The sequence below is a fragment of the Priestia sp. FSL H7-0729 genome (genome assembly GCF_038005685.1).
Taxonomy (GTDB): domain Bacteria; phylum Bacillota; class Bacilli; order Paenibacillales; family Paenibacillaceae; genus Paenibacillus.
This window is the reverse complement of record NZ_JBBOTQ010000010.1, coordinates 75786-92484: the sequence shown is the minus strand read 5'-3', so window position 1 is coordinate 92484 and position 16699 is coordinate 75786. Positions and strand designations below refer to the sequence as shown.

The 16699-nt window shown below is 45.5% G+C and carries 18 protein-coding genes and 1 riboswitch; of the genes, 12 read left to right on the top strand and 6 right to left on the bottom strand.

Features of this window, described 5'->3' with window-relative positions; genetic code table 11:
* Nucleotides 1-364: 364 nt before the first annotated feature.
* Nucleotides 365-1117, top strand: coding sequence for a hypothetical protein (locus tag MHH93_RS20780; RefSeq protein WP_500055577.1), 753 nt, complete (start codon nt 365-367; stop codon nt 1115-1117).
* 339 nt (nt 1118-1456) lie between these two features.
* On the opposite strand, the gene MHH93_RS20775 is transcribed toward MHH93_RS20780, so the two are convergent.
* A complete protein-coding gene (locus tag MHH93_RS20775; RefSeq protein ID WP_076319539.1) occupies nt 1457-1642 on the bottom strand; it encodes a hypothetical protein in 186 nt (61 codons plus the stop codon).
* Between the two features lie 135 nt (nt 1643-1777).
* Here MHH93_RS20775 and MHH93_RS20770 point away from each other — a divergent pair, with 135 nt between their 5' ends.
* From MHH93_RS20770 to nfsA, 9 genes are all read left to right on the top strand, one after another.
* Nucleotides 1778-2065, top strand: a complete 288-nt coding sequence (locus tag MHH93_RS20770) for a hypothetical protein (protein WP_500055576.1) — start codon at nt 1778-1780, stop codon at nt 2063-2065.
* Nucleotides 2066-2166: 101 nt separating this feature from the next.
* Nucleotides 2167-2352, top strand: a complete 186-nt coding sequence (locus MHH93_RS20765; protein WP_036616704.1) for a hypothetical protein — start codon at nt 2167-2169, stop codon at nt 2350-2352.
* A gap of 121 nt (nt 2353-2473) precedes the next feature.
* Entirely contained in the window at nt 2474-2965 is a 492-nt protein-coding gene (locus MHH93_RS20760; protein ID WP_500055575.1) for a GNAT family N-acetyltransferase, read from the top strand.
* A gap of 125 nt (nt 2966-3090) precedes the next feature.
* Nucleotides 3091-3489, top strand: a complete 399-nt coding sequence (locus MHH93_RS20755; protein ID WP_500055642.1) for a metal-sensitive transcriptional regulator — start codon at nt 3091-3093, stop codon at nt 3487-3489.
* Between the two features lie 59 nt (nt 3490-3548).
* The gene (locus MHH93_RS20750) at nt 3549-3749 is read left to right on the top strand and encodes a copper ion binding protein (RefSeq protein WP_253429412.1); all 201 of its coding nucleotides are present in this window, start codon (nt 3549-3551) and stop codon (nt 3747-3749) included.
* A gap of 219 nt (nt 3750-3968) precedes the next feature.
* Nucleotides 3969-6455 carry a heavy metal translocating P-type ATPase gene (locus MHH93_RS20745; protein ID WP_500055641.1) on the top strand — a complete coding sequence of 829 codons (2487 nt, stop codon included), beginning with the start codon at nt 3969-3971 and terminating at the stop codon, nt 6453-6455.
* A gap of 352 nt (nt 6456-6807) precedes the next feature.
* Nucleotides 6808-7965 carry a YhgE/Pip domain-containing protein gene (locus tag MHH93_RS20740; protein ID WP_500055574.1) on the top strand — a complete coding sequence of 386 codons (1158 nt, stop codon included), beginning with the start codon at nt 6808-6810 and terminating at the stop codon, nt 7963-7965.
* Nucleotides 7966-8124: 159 nt separating this feature from the next.
* Nucleotides 8125-8724 carry a TetR family transcriptional regulator gene (locus MHH93_RS20735; protein ID WP_500055573.1) on the top strand — a complete coding sequence of 200 codons (600 nt, stop codon included), beginning with the start codon at nt 8125-8127 and terminating at the stop codon, nt 8722-8724.
* Entirely contained in the window at nt 8717-9460 is a 744-nt protein-coding gene (gene nfsA, locus MHH93_RS20730) for an oxygen-insensitive NADPH nitroreductase (protein ID WP_500055572.1), read from the top strand. The genes MHH93_RS20735 and nfsA overlap by 8 nt, the downstream gene beginning before the upstream one ends.
* 102 nt (nt 9461-9562) lie before the next feature.
* Here the strand turns inward: nfsA and MHH93_RS20725 are convergent, their stop codons facing one another.
* From MHH93_RS20725 to MHH93_RS20705, 5 genes are all read right to left on the bottom strand, one after another.
* The gene (locus MHH93_RS20725) at nt 9563-10372 is read right to left on the bottom strand and encodes a TatD family hydrolase (RefSeq protein ID WP_500055571.1); all 810 of its coding nucleotides are present in this window, start codon (nt 10370-10372) and stop codon (nt 9563-9565) included.
* Nucleotides 10373-10477: 105 nt separating this feature from the next.
* Nucleotides 10478-11386: an ABC transporter ATP-binding protein gene (locus tag MHH93_RS20720; protein WP_500055570.1), complete on the bottom strand. Its 909-nt coding sequence runs from the start codon at nt 11384-11386 to the stop codon at nt 10478-10480.
* A 39-nt stretch (nt 11387-11425) separates the two neighbouring features.
* Entirely contained in the window at nt 11426-12184 is a 759-nt protein-coding gene (locus MHH93_RS20715) for an ABC transporter permease (protein WP_500055569.1), read from the bottom strand.
* Nucleotides 12184-12474 carry a thiamine-binding protein gene (locus MHH93_RS20710; protein WP_017690996.1) on the bottom strand — a complete coding sequence of 97 codons (291 nt, stop codon included), beginning with the start codon at nt 12472-12474 and terminating at the stop codon, nt 12184-12186. Before MHH93_RS20710 ends, MHH93_RS20715 begins: the two co-directional genes overlap by 1 nt.
* 222 nt (nt 12475-12696) lie before the next feature.
* Complete coding sequence (locus MHH93_RS20705) at nt 12697-13737, bottom strand: ABC transporter substrate-binding protein (RefSeq protein ID WP_500055568.1); 1041 nt, start codon at nt 13735-13737, stop codon at nt 12697-12699.
* Nucleotides 13738-13956: 219 nt separating this feature from the next.
* Nucleotides 13957-14069, bottom strand: a riboswitch (TPP riboswitch).
* A gap of 244 nt (nt 14070-14313) precedes the next feature.
* Between MHH93_RS20705 and MHH93_RS20700 the strand changes: the two genes are divergently transcribed.
* Together MHH93_RS20700 and MHH93_RS20695 are read left to right on the top strand one after the other, a co-directional pair.
* Nucleotides 14314-15714, top strand: coding sequence for a phospholipase D-like domain-containing protein (locus MHH93_RS20700; RefSeq protein WP_500055567.1), 1401 nt, complete (start codon nt 14314-14316; stop codon nt 15712-15714).
* A 229-nt stretch (nt 15715-15943) separates the two neighbouring features.
* On the top strand, nt 15944-16444 hold the full coding sequence (locus MHH93_RS20695; protein WP_500055566.1) for a DUF2798 domain-containing protein: 501 nt from the start codon (nt 15944-15946) through the stop codon (nt 16442-16444).
* Nucleotides 16445-16699: the final 255 nt, after the last annotated feature.

Below are 16699 nucleotides of genomic sequence, written 5' to 3'. Positions count from 1 at the left end.
GTGCTTCCCTCATCTGAGGTGGAAATTAAAGGAAAGGCCATTCTATAAAGTCAAAAACATGACTTTATAGAATGGCCTTTTCTAACGTTAGATCGGGTAAAAGATAAGGTTCTCTTAGAGAAATTCCTTTTAAAAGGAAGATAATAGTTGAGGAAGTATGATAATGCTCTATTAAATAGCGGAGATAAAGAAAACATTAATACGATATATAAATATATCAACTTGTCCATATTTTTAAATGAATTATTGGATAATGAAATAAATTATATATAGTTAGTTCGAAACATTTTATATCTATATTATACTGTAATACTTCATTTCATATTATAATAGCATAAAATACATAAAAGGGAGTTATTGAAACATGGAAAGAGCTGAAGCTATAACACCAATTGCTACTTTATTAGCATTTCTAAAATCGGTTGAAGAGTATAAAAAGGAATTTAATAATAATACAAGGACTTATATGGATATATCTGTTAAAGATGTATTTTGTGAAGTTTTAGAATTAGAAGAAAAGGACCTTTATTGTACATTAAGTGAATATCTATCGTTGATCACTTTGATAAAGAAACAAGTAACGAGTAATTTTAAACACACAGATAGGTATATCACTCAATTAGACTCAATTCAAAATGCTTTGATATCAGTAGGTCTAAATAGCGACATTGCAAAGTTTCAAAAACATATTACTGCTGTGGTTATAAATACTCTAGAACTATGTTCTGATGGTCTTGAAGAGAAAGAAGAAAATACCATTATATCGCAAGAGCAAATAGAAGAAATAGAAAATCAAATTGCCGAACTAATAATACAATTAGAAGACTCTCATTTGCCTAAAAAAGTTGTGTTTGTGCTATTACATAAGTTGGATGATATAAAATCTGCAGTTCAACGTTACAAGCGTTGGGGCATAAATGAGTTTGAGAAAGTATACGATTCCCTGTTAGGGGGGCTTTATAAAAACAAAAAGAATATTGACAATGAGAAGAATAAAGGTTTTTTAGAAAAATTATCATCGTTTATGATTACATTACGGGGAGTTAGTGAGAATAGCGGTGAAATAGTTGACAATGCAATAAAAATAACAGAAAAAGTTACTGATTTCTTGGATTGATTTTGATTATTACGCTAAAACGAATGGTGGCTTTGTTAAGCCATCGTACGTCTCCGTTAAGAATCATAACTTTTAACATAGTATGAGGTTATTTGAGTAGTTAAGCCTCCTTTTATATTGCTCATGTTTCATGACTTCTAAGGCTGATACCAGTAAGCAGTTATTGCAGATATTTTTCTATATGACTGCTTACTCTTCACCTTGATTTCCTCCTTGTTCCTATGCGTCAGTTTTAATTAAGTATTTGGTATTGTATACGAAAACAGGTTGATTTTGATTAACAGGATATACCATGAAAAATGACGTATGGATCATGCGCATGTACTAAGGGCGCAAAATCTATACGTCATTATGTTTATCTGGGTAAATAACACCTTGTTCTTTCTCAAATTCTTCAATATGTTGTTCTATAAGATACTCAATTTGCATTGCGATAGATCGTTTGTTTTTGTCCGCAATCACTTTAATTTTCTCAAAATTCTTTTCTCGCAGCCTAAGTGTAAAGACTCTTTTATCAGTAGCCATGAAATAAAATCTCCTCAAAGAGTAATGTTCATATTGTATCATTACAAAATAATTCAATATACAATCATATTGACATCTAAGTGATTTCACTTTGATATTTATATTCATAGTGACGTCACTTTTTTGGAGGGGATCATGGAGAACTTCGAAGAAATATTTAACCAGTTCAAAGCTCTTCGTATGGAGAGTATCAGAAATCTTGTCATTTATAATCCAAAAGAATATAAAAGATTGATTCAAGAAAGTGATCGTTTGTTTATGGAGCTATGTGAATATGTTAAGCCAGAGGGGATGGCTTTATTTTTGGACTATTGTATTGTGATAACCCTTCTTCAGGGTACAGCAGAGTCAGTAATGTACGAGCAAGGGTTTAGAGATGGATTTAGCTTAATAAAGTTAATGTTTAATTCAAATAACACATAACTTGGGGGGCGGCCTGATCCTCAAAGAGAATGATAATGCAGAAAATGGGCACGTTATATAAAGGAACATCACCATGAACATGAAAAAGGGAGGACTCTACGATGACACAGAACAATCAACCTCAGGACGAGGCGGAAATTCGCAACAAGCTGGATGAAGACGGGGATTCCTTGATGGAGAAAAAGAAAATTTTAAGCGGAGTCGACATTGAGCCGCAGGCAGACGAATGGGCAGCGAAGCCATCACCTGTTGCTTTTAATGAAGGAAATACTTCTTCGAAAAAATAAACAATGAGCATCACATGGGCTTGATGGAATGAAGATAAATTTAGTGAAGCAGGTACCCTTATGGTATCTGCTTTTTAGTTGTATAATAATGTAAAATTCAGTAGACGAAAGAGTGATGGGGATGAGCACGAAGGGGAATGTTAACATCAGAAAGGCAGAATTGCGGGACTACTCTGGCGTGTCATTACTGATGGATGAACTGCACCAGATGCATGTCGAGGCGCGGCCGGATCTATACAGAGTGTTAGAGACCAGAATGGAGGAGAAGGAGTTCACCGAACTACTGGAAACGGACAAGCGTTACCTGTATGTTGCCGAGTCCTCTGAAACGGGCTTGATTCTGGGTTACGGGAGTGCGCAGTTAAGTGTAATTCAAGATAACCCATTGATGGTGGATCGCAAGATGCTGTACATCCATGAACTTGTGGTGGATACCAAGCATCGGGGCCAAGGAACGGGTAAACAGTTGATACAGGCATTCATCGAGCTAGGAAGAGAGCTTCAGGCAGACAGCGTGGAATTATCCGTGTCGACGTTTAACTCGGGCGCACAGGCCTTTTATGAACAGATGGGTCTGGTCGTTCGCAGCAGCAGGATGGAATATACCTTGTAAGATGCACTGCTCTTTTTAATTGGAACAAGCAATCATCCATTTTTAACAAAATATCAAAATGAACTTGAATACCCCCATGGGGTATGTTACTCTTAGAAAAGAACGAAAGAAAAGGGGTGTTCATGATGGATCATCAGAGCCATCCCGAGGAACCTTTGCAATCCTCCGTGTCCGCTTCAACGGAAGCTACGGGTACAGTTCAAGAAGCGGTATCTTGTCATGCCGAGGGCAGTGATGGGAAGCATGTGCGCAAGAGTCACCATTCGCAGGAGATGAAGAGTAACCTGGTTTCTCGTTTGAACCGTGTGGAAGGTCAGATTCGCGGGATTAAGGGATTGATCGAGAAGGATACGTACTGTGATGATGTGCTGACGCAGATAGCGGCGGCTCAGTCTGCTCTTAATTCGGTAGGCAAACTTCTGCTTGAAGGCCATATGAAGAGTTGCATTGTTGAGCGCATTCAGGCTGGTGAACATGAGGTCGTGGATGAACTGCTAGTTACGATGCGGAAGTTAATGAAGTAAGCTACATTGATTTACCTAATGAAGTTATCATTTTAATATACCCCAAGGAGGAATTTAGAATGTCTAATGTTACGTTGAACGTTACGGGAATGTCTTGCAATCACTGTGTGAAATCGGTTGAAGAGGCTGTGAAGAATGCTGGGGCGAGTGGTCACGTGGATCTGGCAGCGGGAACGGTAGCTGTGGAATATGATGAGCAGACAGTGAACGTGGATCAGATCAAAGCTGCGATTGAAGACCAAGGATACGATGTAGTCTAACGGCATTACAGGCTTAAACCGAACATGCTCATGGGTAAAAAGAGGTCAGAAGTCTTTTTTCCTACGAGTCAGGTTTAAGCCTAATTTTCTGTCTGATATATACCCCTTGGGGGTATGCTTAATTGCAACAATACAATAAATTGAATCAACATGAAAGGAGCTGACATGATGGATAACTCAACGAATAAACCAATGGATGGATCATCCGAACCCACACCAATGCCACATATGGCAGAAGCACCAGGACTGAAGGCAACGCTGCACATCACGGGGATGACCTGTGCTGCATGTTCGACACGAGTGGAGAAGGGCTTGTCCCGCATGGAAGGGGTGCATCAGGCCAATGTGAACCTGGCCATCGAACAGGCAACCGTCTCTTATGATCCGAAGACAACCAACGTGAATGCATTGCGGGATAAAGTAGAGGCGCTTGGCTACGGTACGGTGTCCGAATCAGTAGATCTGAACATCACTGGTATGACGTGTGCTGCCTGTTCTGCGCGGATTGAAAAGGGTCTTTCCCGACTACCGGGGGTATCTCAGGCGAATGTGAATCTGGCGCTGGAGACAGGGCATATCGAATATGCTGCAGGCACATTGAAACCTTCGGATATTACTGCCAAGATTAAGCAGATGGGCTATGGTGCTGAATTGCAATTGACGCAAGAAGAGACCACATCGGTTCGTGAACGTGAGCTGCAACGCAAAAAGTGGAAATGGATAATATCGGCTTTGTTATCGATTCCTTTGCTGTGGGCCATGGTGGGGCATTTCTCATTCACATCGGGAATCTATGTACCTGAGCTGTTCATGAACCCGTGGTTCCAACTGCTGCTGGCAACGCCAGTACAGTTCGTGATTGGATGGCAGTTCTATGTGGGGGCGTACAAAGCACTACGTAACCGCAGCGCCAATATGGACGTTCTCGTCGCATTGGGTACCAGCGCAGCGTTCTTCTACAGTCTGTATCTGACGTTATCCAGTGGATACTTGCCTTCTGCAACAATGGATCATGGGGCAATGGGAACGGGTACAGCCGCCATGCCTTCAGTAGAGCTTTATTATGAGACAAGTGCGATTCTAATTACGTTAATTTTACTGGGAAAATGGTTCGAAGCTGTGGCGAAAGGCCGCTCTTCACAGGCAATCAAAAGCTTGATTGAACTGGCTCCACGTGAAGCCCGTGTCATTCGTGATGGACAGGAAGTTATGGTTCCTGCCGCATATGTTGCGGTGGGCGAACTGATCCTGGTGAAGCCGGGGGATAGCATCCCGGTGGATGGTATCGTTGAAGAAGGGCAATCCTCAGTAGATGAATCCATGCTAAGTGGAGAGAGCCTTCCCGTGGATAAAAAACCGGGAGATGCTGTTACAGGTGCTACGCTGAACAAAAATGGGGTATTACGACTTCGTGCGACCCGAGTGGGATCGGACACGGCTTTGTCCCAGATCATCAAAGTAGTTGAGCAAGCGCAGGGTTCCAAAGCACCGATTCAGCGGATCGCAGATGTCATATCAGGCATATTTGTTCCCATTGTCGTTGGCATAGCCGTGCTGACATTCCTGATCTGGTATCTGTTTGCAAGTCCGGGTGACTTCTCGGGTTCCCTTGAAAAAGCGATTGCCGTGCTCGTCATTGCCTGTCCATGTGCACTGGGGTTGGCCACGCCGACTTCAGTCATGGCTGGATCAGGACGAGCGGCTGAATATGGCATTCTGTTCAAAGGTGGCGAACATCTGGAGTCGGCACAACGGATTCAGACCGTGGTGCTCGACAAAACAGGGACAGTAACCCAAGGTAAACCGGTGCTTACGGATGTCGTCACGGCTCCGAATTGGACGGAATCCGATCTGCTGGAGCGAGTGGGAGCGGCCGAACAGAGTTCGGAGCATCCCCTAGCAGAGGCGATTGTTGCTGGTATCCGTGCCAAGGGTCTGGAGCTGACTTCATCTGAGACGTTTGAGAATATACCAGGATACGGCGTGCGAGCTTCAGTACAAGGGCAAGAGATTCTGGTCGGTACACGACGGTTGCTTGCGGATGCACAGGTGAATGTCTCTGAGGAAACCGTTCAGCAGATGAACCGTCTGGAGGAGCAAGGTCGTACAGCGATGCTAGTTGCGGTGGAGGGTCAGTGGGCAGGAATCGTGGCGGTGGCTGACACCATCAAGGATACCTCTCGTGAAGCGATCGGTCGTCTTCAGGCGATGGGGATTGATGTGATCATGATCACGGGAGACAATGAGCGAACGGCTCGCGCTGTAGCGGAACAGGCAGGGATCGGTAAAGTGCTGGCTGAGGTTCTGCCGGAAGGCAAAGCTGCGGAAGTGAAGAAACTCCAGGAGAGTGGCCTGAAAGTCGCGATGGTAGGTGACGGCATTAATGATGCTCCGGCACTCGCTACTGCTGATATTGGGATGGCCATTGGAACAGGAACGGATGTAGCGATGGAAGCAGCAGATATTACCTTGATGCGTGGTGATCTGAACAGCATTGCAGATGCGATTGAGATGAGCCGGCGCACGATGGGGAACATCAAGCAAAACCTGTTCTGGGCACTCGGATATAATGTCATTGGTATTCCCATTGCGGCTGTTGGCTTCTTGGCTCCCTGGCTGGCAGGGGCGGCGATGGCGTTCAGCTCCGTGTCGGTTGTACTGAATGCGCTGCGTCTGCAACGTATGAAACTGAATAGAAATGGCTAACCGACCCATGTTTAATGATATATTCAACGTCTCATTGTTATGAAGTGAGGATAAATCAATGCGCGGTTCGCTGTGGCGGACCGTGTTTTTTTGTTGAGAAAATACGGTTTGAATCGCTAGAAAGGTAGGCCTGAAACGTTGGTATAAGTGTTCTTTTCTTTGGAAAAAGAATATCATAATGCTCTTTTGTGAAAATGGATCGATTGTATTCATGAATAAAGCTTATGTTTTCTGAATATTTCAAAAATCAGTTGACAATATGGACATATTCACATAAAATTTAAACGATCGTTTGATTCAAACAACTGTTTAAATCAAATTAGAACTATTTGAGTAATGGAGGACACTTTTTATGTTGCAGGCATTACGTACATTGTTTAAAAAACCGCCAGTGATCGTGGGGATCGTAACAGCACTTATGTTCCAAGTGATTTTTAGCGTGATCTGGATGACCGCATATTCTGGAGTAAATGACCGTACGAAAGAATTGACGGTTGCGATTGTGAACGAGGACGGTGAAATGTCCAAAGGAATCGCAGATTCCCTTGCAGGAACACTGCCTTTCCACACCGTATCCAATCTTAGTGCAGCTGAAGCGTTGGATCAGCTGAATCATCACAAAGTACACATGGTGCTGGATATCCCGGCTGGATTTAACGAGTTGCTTCAAACGGCTGGCTCAACCGCTGAGATTAAATACACGCTTAATGAAGCGAACCCGGTTACGATCAAAAGCATGATGCAAGGTGTGTCACAAAGTGTGACAAACACAATTAACAAACAAGCTACTGCACAAGGGGTACAGACGGTGTTAACCGCTTCAGGTGCGCCTGCTGATCAGGCTGCTGAAGCTGCTGCGAATCTGGCTACCCGCGTGGAAGGAACAACAACGTCCATCAACCCGGTTAACGGGATGAATAATCAGATGGTGCCGATGATGATGGTACTGGCTTCCTATGTAGGTGCCATGATCATGGGGATGAATCTCCAGACAGCGATGGGTATGCTCTCCTCTACCTTTTCCCGATTGACTTTGTTTGGCGCAAGAGTAGTCATTAATGTGGGTTCTGCTTTGGTTGTTTCATTGCTGGGATCATCGCTGATCGTGGCACTGGGCGGACAGATTGCACAAGGATTCGTCGCGTTCTGGTTATTCCAGGCACTCTTCCTGTGCACGTTCATGTTCTTCTCCCAGTTCTTCCTGATCTGCTTCGGACCCGCAGGAAGTCTGTTCAACATTATCTCGCTGTCCTTGCAACTGGTATCCTCCGGTGCAATGGTGCCGCGTGAATTGCTGAACAGCTTCTATAGCGGCATCGGACAGTACCTGCCTGCAACATATGCGGTTCAGGGTATTATGAGCGTGCAGTTGGGAGGCCCAGGAGTACAGTCTGCTGCGGGCTCCATCGTGATTGTCCTGTTGGTTGCTGTTGCTTTGTCACTAGTCGTGACGTTGTTGAAAAAACAACGCATGCCAGCTGGTGCACCAAGCCCGGCTCGCGCAAACTAATATAGCAAAAGCATTGTAATTGCTCCATAGGTTGTTAGGACAAGTACCCCGATGAGTTTCATCGGGGTGCTTGGTGTAATATAATAGACAGATAGAGTACATGCTACAGCCCTTGAGCTGGAGTGAATGAAATGAACGGACAAGAGGGAGCGGGACGGAATGACGGAACCGGAGTTGGACATCAAGACGAGGATACTGCTTGCAGCCAAGAAGCTTTTTGCACAGCAGGGGTATGACGGGACGAGTGTTCGTCAAATCTGTGATGAGGCGGGTGCGAATGTGTCGCTGGTCTCTTATCATTTTGGCGGAAAAGAAAAGGTGTTCGAAGCGTTATTTGAGCATTATTTTCCTGGACATATGATGAACTTGCTGGTGGAAGAGTCCATGTTCTCGCCTGTTGATGGTATCCGACGAATTATTGGTGAAGTTGTGAAGTTCACGATGACGGATCAGGAGATGAGCGATATTGTACAGTTGGAGATTACACTGCGTACACATCGCACAGCTACCGTATTTCGTTTTCTAGACCCTGTCTGGACCCGAGTGAGGGAATTGCTGCAAGAAGGGAAAGACCAGGGATTGTTCCAGATCGAGTCCGTATCTTATGCGATGCTTCAGGTTATGGGTGTGGCTTTGGCGCACAAACGGGCCAAGAATTCACGATTTGGATTTGATTATCAGGATATGAATACAGACGAACTTGCTGAGCAGACGATTGAGTTCGTACTTCGAGGATTGGGAGTGAACAGCCATGAATGAAACCATCGAATTGATGATGAAACACCGCTCAGTACGCAAATTCAAGCCAGATCCGGTGAGTGATGAGCAGCTTGCAGCCATTGTATCGGCAGGGCAGATGGCTTCCTCTTCAAGTAGTGTGCAGGCCTATACTGTGATTGCTGTGACTGACATAGAGCAGAAAGCCAAGCTTGCTGAACTGGCAGGCAATCAGGCCTATGTCAATGAATGTCCCGTGTTTCTCGTATGGTGTGCTGATCTGTATCGACTGAGTGATGCTGCGAAACGTCATCTTCCTGAGAAGGAATCGTATGCCGATTCGACCGAGAATTTCATGGTAGCCACGATTGATGCCGCTCTTGCTTCCCAGAATGCTGCTCTTGCAGCAGAGTCGCTTGGCTTCGGAATCGTATATATCGGCGGGCTTCGTACCCGGATAGAAGAAGTCGCTGAGCTGTTGGGATTGCCGGAGGGCGTATATCCAGTGTACGGCATGTGTATTGGTGTTGCAGATCAGGAAACGGGAATTCGGCCGCGTCTGCCACTGGATGCAGTTCTGCATCATAATCGCTATAATGCCGAGCAGAGCCTCAAAGGTGTCGAGCGCTATGATGAGACAACGACAGCGTACATGAAAGAACGGACTAACGGTGAGCGAACGACTCCATGGTCCGAGCTGATGGCGAAGCGCCTGACAGAGCCAACACGGTTGCAGGTGAGACCTTTCCTGGAAAGCAAAGGGTTCTTGAAGCGCTAAATTATATATGTAAATTAGAAGCCAGTCGGGGTGAAAACGACTGGCTTCTTTGTGTTGTGTGGGTACGGGCAAGCGAGAGTGCTTGCTGCTGGATGATTGTACTCAAGTTAAGCCGTAGAAACGCTTTGTGTTCTGATAAAAGAGACGGGTGGCTCGTTCGGTTCCCATACCAGTGATCTCACTCCATGCCTGAATGACTTGTCTGGTCATGGCAGGGTGTGTCATTCGTCCCTTAAACGGTCCTTCGAAGGGCCAAGGTCCGTCGGTCTCGGCCATAACTTGTTCTGCTGGATATTGCCGGGCGAGTTCACGAATCTCTTCTTCATACCGAATATCTGGTGTGAAAGAGATAAAATAACCGTTGTCCGCCATACGTTTTACAGTTTGGCGAGATCCTTTGAACCAGTGGAAATGAGCACGTCGGAAATGATATTGCTCCAGCAGATCACAGACGATATCTGCATCTTCGTATACGGCATGAAGGACAAGTGGTTTATTGTACTTTTTCGCGAGTTGGATGAAACGTGCAAGTAATTCGATATATCCGCTCTGATCGAAATGCTGCCCTGCCTGCTCCGCTTCCAGACGGTTGTAATAGGGAAGGCCGACTTCTCCTATAGCCGTAGCTTGTCCCATATGCTTCTCCATCCATTGAAAGAACAGGTCCATTTCTGCAGCAGAAGAAGGCAGCTCCTGTTCAGGATGGAAACCGAAGGCTGGATAGATGGTGCGTGGATGTTGCTTGGCAAGCTCCAGGTTGGCCTGAGCTGAAGCAAGATTCATGGACACAGCAATGACTGCTTCGACTTGCTGAGACGGGAATGATAGCAACATCTCACGTTGTTCGTCAGGGGTATACTGATCCAAATGAATATGAGCATCAATCAATGGTGCAAAAGCTTGAGAATGCACGAGGGAATTCCTCCTTGTGTTCCTATATATTTTAACTATGTTACGCAGAATTTCTTGTGGTGGATCACCCATTAAAGGAAAATAATAACTTTAAAACCCGCGCTATCAAGATAGGCGGGTTTTCTGCTGTTCTTCTCTCATCCACTGTGAAATCTGCCGTTTACGCTCCAGAAAGGCGGATTCCTCCGTAATTTCTTCTCTTCTGGGGCGATCAAAAGGAACATGTACCTCATGCAACACCGTTGCAGGTCGGTTGGATAACACATAGACTCGATCCGCAAGCAGCAATGCTTCTTCGATATTGTGGGTGATGAACAGCACCGAGCGGCGGTTCTGTTCCCAGATATCGAGCAGCCAGCGTTGCATGTCGCTACGTGTCAGTGCATCCAGCGCGCTGAAGGGTTCGTCCAGCAGCATCAGCTCCTGCGGACTAAGCAGGGCGCGCAGGAATGCAGCGCGTTGCTGCATACCGCCTGACAGCATATGCGGGTATGCCTGCTCGAATCCGGCAAGACCCACGCTGCTTAACCATTTTCGAGCCTCCGCAAGTGCTTCGGCCCGGGGAGGAGCGCTTGAAGCTACTTCACCAGCAAGCAGTACATTGTCTTCAATGGTGCGCCAAGGGAAAAGGGCAGGCTGTTGTGGCATATAACTGATCTTGCCGCGTTGGCCTGTAACATCGTGACCGTTCATGAGCACTTGCCCTTCCTGTGGCTTCAGCAAACCACCGATGATATGGAACAGGGTGCTTTTGCCACAGCCGGATGGACCAACGATAGCGACAAACTCACCTTGCTTCACAGTTATGGACAGGCCGTACAGAACCGGTAGCCTGCTCCGTCGTTCCCGGAATGATGCATGAACATTTACGACGTCCAGTGCAGGTGGGACCGTAGCAACAGTTGTATTTGTCGGTAGACCAGGATTAGCCGAGTGAAGTTTTTCACCGTGCTCTGGTTCCAATGCGCGTGCTCCCCGTTCAGGCTGGACGTGTTCGTCCTGTTGCCGATTCATATGATCATCACTTCCTAATATATAGACTTACATGCTTCATTATCGCTTCTGTGGACGCCAGCGCACGAGCAGCTTCTCCAGCAGCGCGATGAGCAGGAAGAGCAGCAAGCTGAGCGCGACAATAATCATGATTGCGACAAATAGCCGATCTGTGCGATAAGCTGACTTTTGCAACATCATATAATAGCCAATGCCCTTGTCTGCACCAATCCATTCGGCAATGATGGCACCCATCACGCTATAGGTAGCGGCGATTTTGACACCGGAGAACACGGATGGCAGAGCATGAGGAAGCTCCAGTTTCCAGAAGATATGATGACGTTTCGCACCAGCCATGCGCATGTAGTTCATCATCGCCGCATCGGTACGGGTCAAGCCGTCCATCGCAGCTACCGCAACGGGGAAGAAGCAGACCAGTATGATGGTAATCAGCTTGGGCAACAGCCCGAATCCGAACCAGATTAACAGGAGCGGCGCGAGCGCGATGGTCGGAATATTTTGACTAAGAATAAGTAATGGATACAGGGCCGACTTGAGAAAAGGGACCAGATGCAGCACCATTGCGATCAGTAATCCAACCGCTGTGCCGGCTGCGAATCCGATCAGGGTTAACTGAATGGTTGCGGAAGCGTGCATGCCAAGCCGTTCGGCCTGGGTTGCCGCTTCGCGGGCGATGTCGGACGGTGCAGGCAGCATCCATTTCTCGATATGGAACAGGGAGACAGCTCCTTGCCATAGGGCTATAAAGAGAATAACCGCCACAATGGGCGGCCATACACTTTTGAAATAGGCAGGCATTAGCGATACTTCTCCGTCAGGGTATCCATGCTGAAGCCAGTAGGGCTATGGGCGATTTTGATCTGGGAGATGATGCTTGGGCTGCCAGCCTCCACAAGTACCTCGTGCATCTTGCGGACAACCTCCAGCAGTTCCTCCAATTCCCCCTCCATCGTGGTGTCGAGCGCGTTCACCTGATATTTTAGACCGGATTGCTGAATAACTTCAATGGCGCGATCTACGTAAGGATAAGAGTTCTCGCCATTTGGCGTTTTCGGAATAACCTGAATGCTAAGCAGTGTGCTTGCCATGAGAGATCACGGCTCCTTTCGTGATATATAAAATGAACCAATGACTGTTACACTTGCCACTTCGATGACAGAATAACCTTCCAATCGCTGTTATCCCCAGATTTTTTGATTCCCTTTCTCTAAGGGAAAATCCGGTGATAAAGGCGACCGCTTCGCTTTTTCACGTTATTTCTGTCCTCTCCGTCCTCGTGTAAATATTAAGTTCGTTTTATATGAGAAATTTTATTGGGGTAAAAAATCGTTTGTATATGCTTTGCTCACGTCGACCTGTTCATCCAGCAGTTTTTTGCTAAACATCCAGTCGGTGTAGTTCTGCCATACTTCCTGTTTCTGTTCTCCCCAGCGCGGGGCATCATCCGTGTATTTTGGACTCAGCCATTTCTGGCTTGCCAGTACCAATTCCTTGTCCAGATCCGGTACAGCCTTGATCAGAATGTTCGCTGCTTCTTCTGGATGATCAATTGCGTATTGATACCCTTCGGAAGTGGCTTTCAGGAATGCTTTCACCAGTTCAGGGTCGTTCTCAATCGTCTGCTCGTTCGTCACGAGGACAGGCGTGTAGTAATCCAATGCATCTGAATAATCCTTCACATACAACATGTCGATCGGTTCCCCGCGCAGTTCGGCTTCAATACCCGTCCAGGCGTAGAAGATCCATGCAAAATCAATGTCCCGTTTCACAGCGGTGAAAAAGTCAGCGTCACCCATGTTAATGTTTTTCACTTTGGATACATCGGCGCCTTCGCCTTCCATAATGGATTGCATCACGGCTTCTTCCACAGGGGAGCCCCAGCCGCCATAGGTTTTACCTTCAAAATCTTTCGGTGATTTAATATTCCGATCTGCCGGAGCAGCAAACCCGGATGTATTATGCTGAATAACCGCTGCGATGGAGACGAGTGGAACCCCTTGTGTACGGGCTTGCGTTACACTTTCCTGATAACTTACGCCAAATGGCACTTCATTCGATGCAACCATTGTATCTGCGCCGCCGGCACCTGGCTGGACAATCTCCACATTCAAGCCTTCGGCCTTATAAAAACCTTGATCTACAGCTGCATATAAGCCGGTATGATTCGTATTTGGTGTCCAGTCGAGTACGACTTTAATATCCTTGAGGGCTGCGTTGTCACCTTCGTTGCTGCTCTCCGTATTTGTGTTGCCGTTCTGTTCAGCCGGGGCAGCTTCTTTACCGCCACATGCGGCCACAGTCACCAGTAGTACACATAAGAGCAACAGTCCCATTGTTTTACGCCATTTCATCTGTGATTCTCTCCTTCGGTATGTCCGGCCAGTGGCACGGGTACTCCTTGGCTTCATATCCAAGCTTCTTGCATAAATCGACAGATTTATACCAGCTATGATCCGGATAACGTCACTTTTTTTAGCTCTCTGGCTATATAAAAGAACATTAAAAAAGCGCCCCGTAATCCGGGACGCGTGCAGGCGTTAGAGAGGTGGCGTTCAGCCATAGGGCTGTGCCATTTCGATATACTCCGATTCCTACGCTGGCATGATCCAGATCAGGTCTAAGGGTTAGTATCTTGGTGGGATACACTCTCAGCCGGCCAATTCCGACTCCCCTGGGAAACTATGAAGTTACGGGCATTACTAGGTGTAATTATAGGCCAGAGGCCCAGTCGTGTCCAGTCAGGAACTGGATGGGAACGGATTTAGGGTCATCGTCTACTTGCTTCTCAGCCGCTTCGGTGATTAGTTTTTGATCGTTTGGCCTTGAGCCGAGCAGCTTGATTCATTTAAACAACATAATTTAGAGACAAAAGGAGATAGTACTGCTATATCAATAATTACTTTTACATAAAAATGGGGGAGTACTGAATGATCCTTAAAACCATAATCGCAATGATTCTGTGTTATAGTGCCTACGTTTTTTTCACAGCCTACCTTTTATTTTTGGTTCCGTCTCCATCTGCTATCGAAAATACGGATATGCAAAAATCGTTAACAGAAGGAAGTACAACAGATCGCGTAATGCTCCTGGAGGACGGCTTTCAATCGGGACAGGTGAGAATCCAGACCATTCGAGAGGCGAAAACAAGCATCGACCTGGCCTATTACTCCATTCAAAAGGGAAAAACATCTCAGCTTTTTTTTGCTGCTTTATTCGATGCGGCTGATCGGGGTGTTCAAGTTCGAATCATTTTAGACGGGATTTTTCATAGCATGCGCGGAGAATTGCGTGATATTCCAGATGCCATTGCAGCTCACCCCAATGTGGAATTAAGATATTATGAACCGCTCCACCTATTTATGCCATGGACATGGCATAACCGTCTGCATGACAAGATCCTTCTTGTCGACAACACATATGGCATCATTGGCGGCCAAAATATTGGTGATAAATATATGGCATTGCACCCCCCAAAAGACTATGTTTTTGATCGGGATGTCCTTGTTTACAATCCAAACGATAATACGAACAGCACGGTTGTTGAAATGAAACAATATCTAGATCAGTTATGGAACCATCCATTCACCAAACCAGAAAAACATGCAAAACGTCAGCATCATGCAAAAGGGTTAAAAGAGCTGGCTCAGTTGGCTGATTTATATATAAAAGCCCAGGCTCAGAGTGATCCTTTTGTTAAAGAGTTACCGAAGGAATGGGCTCGAGGAGCGCTTCATTCCGACCACGTTGCTTTCATTCACAATCCAATTAAAAGGCTGTATAAAGACCCCATCATGTGGAGGACATTTGTTCATTTCGCCAATCAAGCAAAGTCGAAAGTGTACCTTCAGACGCCATATGCCATTCCTACCAAGAAAATGGAGAAAGCCGTACATCTGTCGATGAATCCAAAAGCAGAATGGGTCATGCTGACGAATTCAATCCAACAGACCCCTAACCCTTTGGCTTTCGCGGGATACTTAAGCACTAAAAAACGGTTGCTTGATACCAGTCTGGCTATATATGAATACGAAGGCCCTTATTCCATACACGGCAAATCATTTGTCATGGATGATTACCTCAGCATGGTTGGTTCGTATAATCTTGATCCCAGATCTGCCTTCCTCAATACCGAATCCGCTGTGGTCATTTCCGGTTCTGCATTCGCCAACCAACTAACAGAGGCTATGGATATCAAACGTGCACTTAGTACACTTGCGGTTAAAGGTGAACATCCAGCAGAATCTACGAATCAGAAAGGCGCTGTTTTCAAACAAATAGCAATCACAGCGTTATCCAAACTGTCTTTTCTCTGGAAATTTATGTTATAGAAAAAACCCACAATTTTTTGAGTTGAATTTTTGCTCCAGCTCATCAAAGCTTGCTTATATTTCTTGCGCCAATATAAATGGATCTGTATCGGAGAAGAACTAGATAATAGATATTGTTACTTCCACAAATTTTAATTTGGAAAAATCATATTTGTTCACGGAATGTTCACTTATGTGGTGGGGTTCATCATCTCTATAATTACGAAGGTAAACAGAGAGGATGAGAGAATTGCCTACGAGCAAGAAGGAACAAATTATTTTCGGCTTAATGATGTGTACAGGAATGGTCCTGGTGATGATGACTTTCAATTTGTGGCACACTGGGATACTTGGCAAGTTGTCCCCGCTTGAGATCCTGTTTCAATTCATATTGTGTTTTGTCATCGCTTTTCTGGTGGAGTCCTTCATTGTTGGCCCAGTAGCGAGAAAAATTGCATTTTCCTTACCTTTTGACAAATCCAACAAGATCCTTGGTGTGCTGGTCATGTCATTTTTTATGGTGATTGGTATGGTTCTGATCATGTCCTTGTACGGAATGATTTCAGCGTATCTTGGGGACCAATTAAATGGGGTATCCTTACTTGGTACGTACCTTCATACAATTACTCGTAATTTCAGCCTCGCGCTTCCCTATCAATTAATTATTCTGGGGCCGCTCGTACGATATGTATTCGGTAAATTCATCAAGAGCAACGGGCCTGTAATGCCTGCTGTTAACAAAAGTGTGTAATTCCGATGGCCTAAAGTATTTCCTGGGCAATCTTGTGCAAACGTATAGATCGTAATTATAGCGCTAACGAATCGAGAACACCTTATTAGGCCGATTCTTGTGGAATGAAAAATCTAATGAATATCAGCGGCGTTATTATGCCAAAAAACTGCAACAAGACCTTGATTTGAAGCTCATTATCAATAATAACGTCTCTAGGATTCGTTAGATATCAAACATACAGAAATGGAGGGAAATAGCGTGTGCTGGATTCGT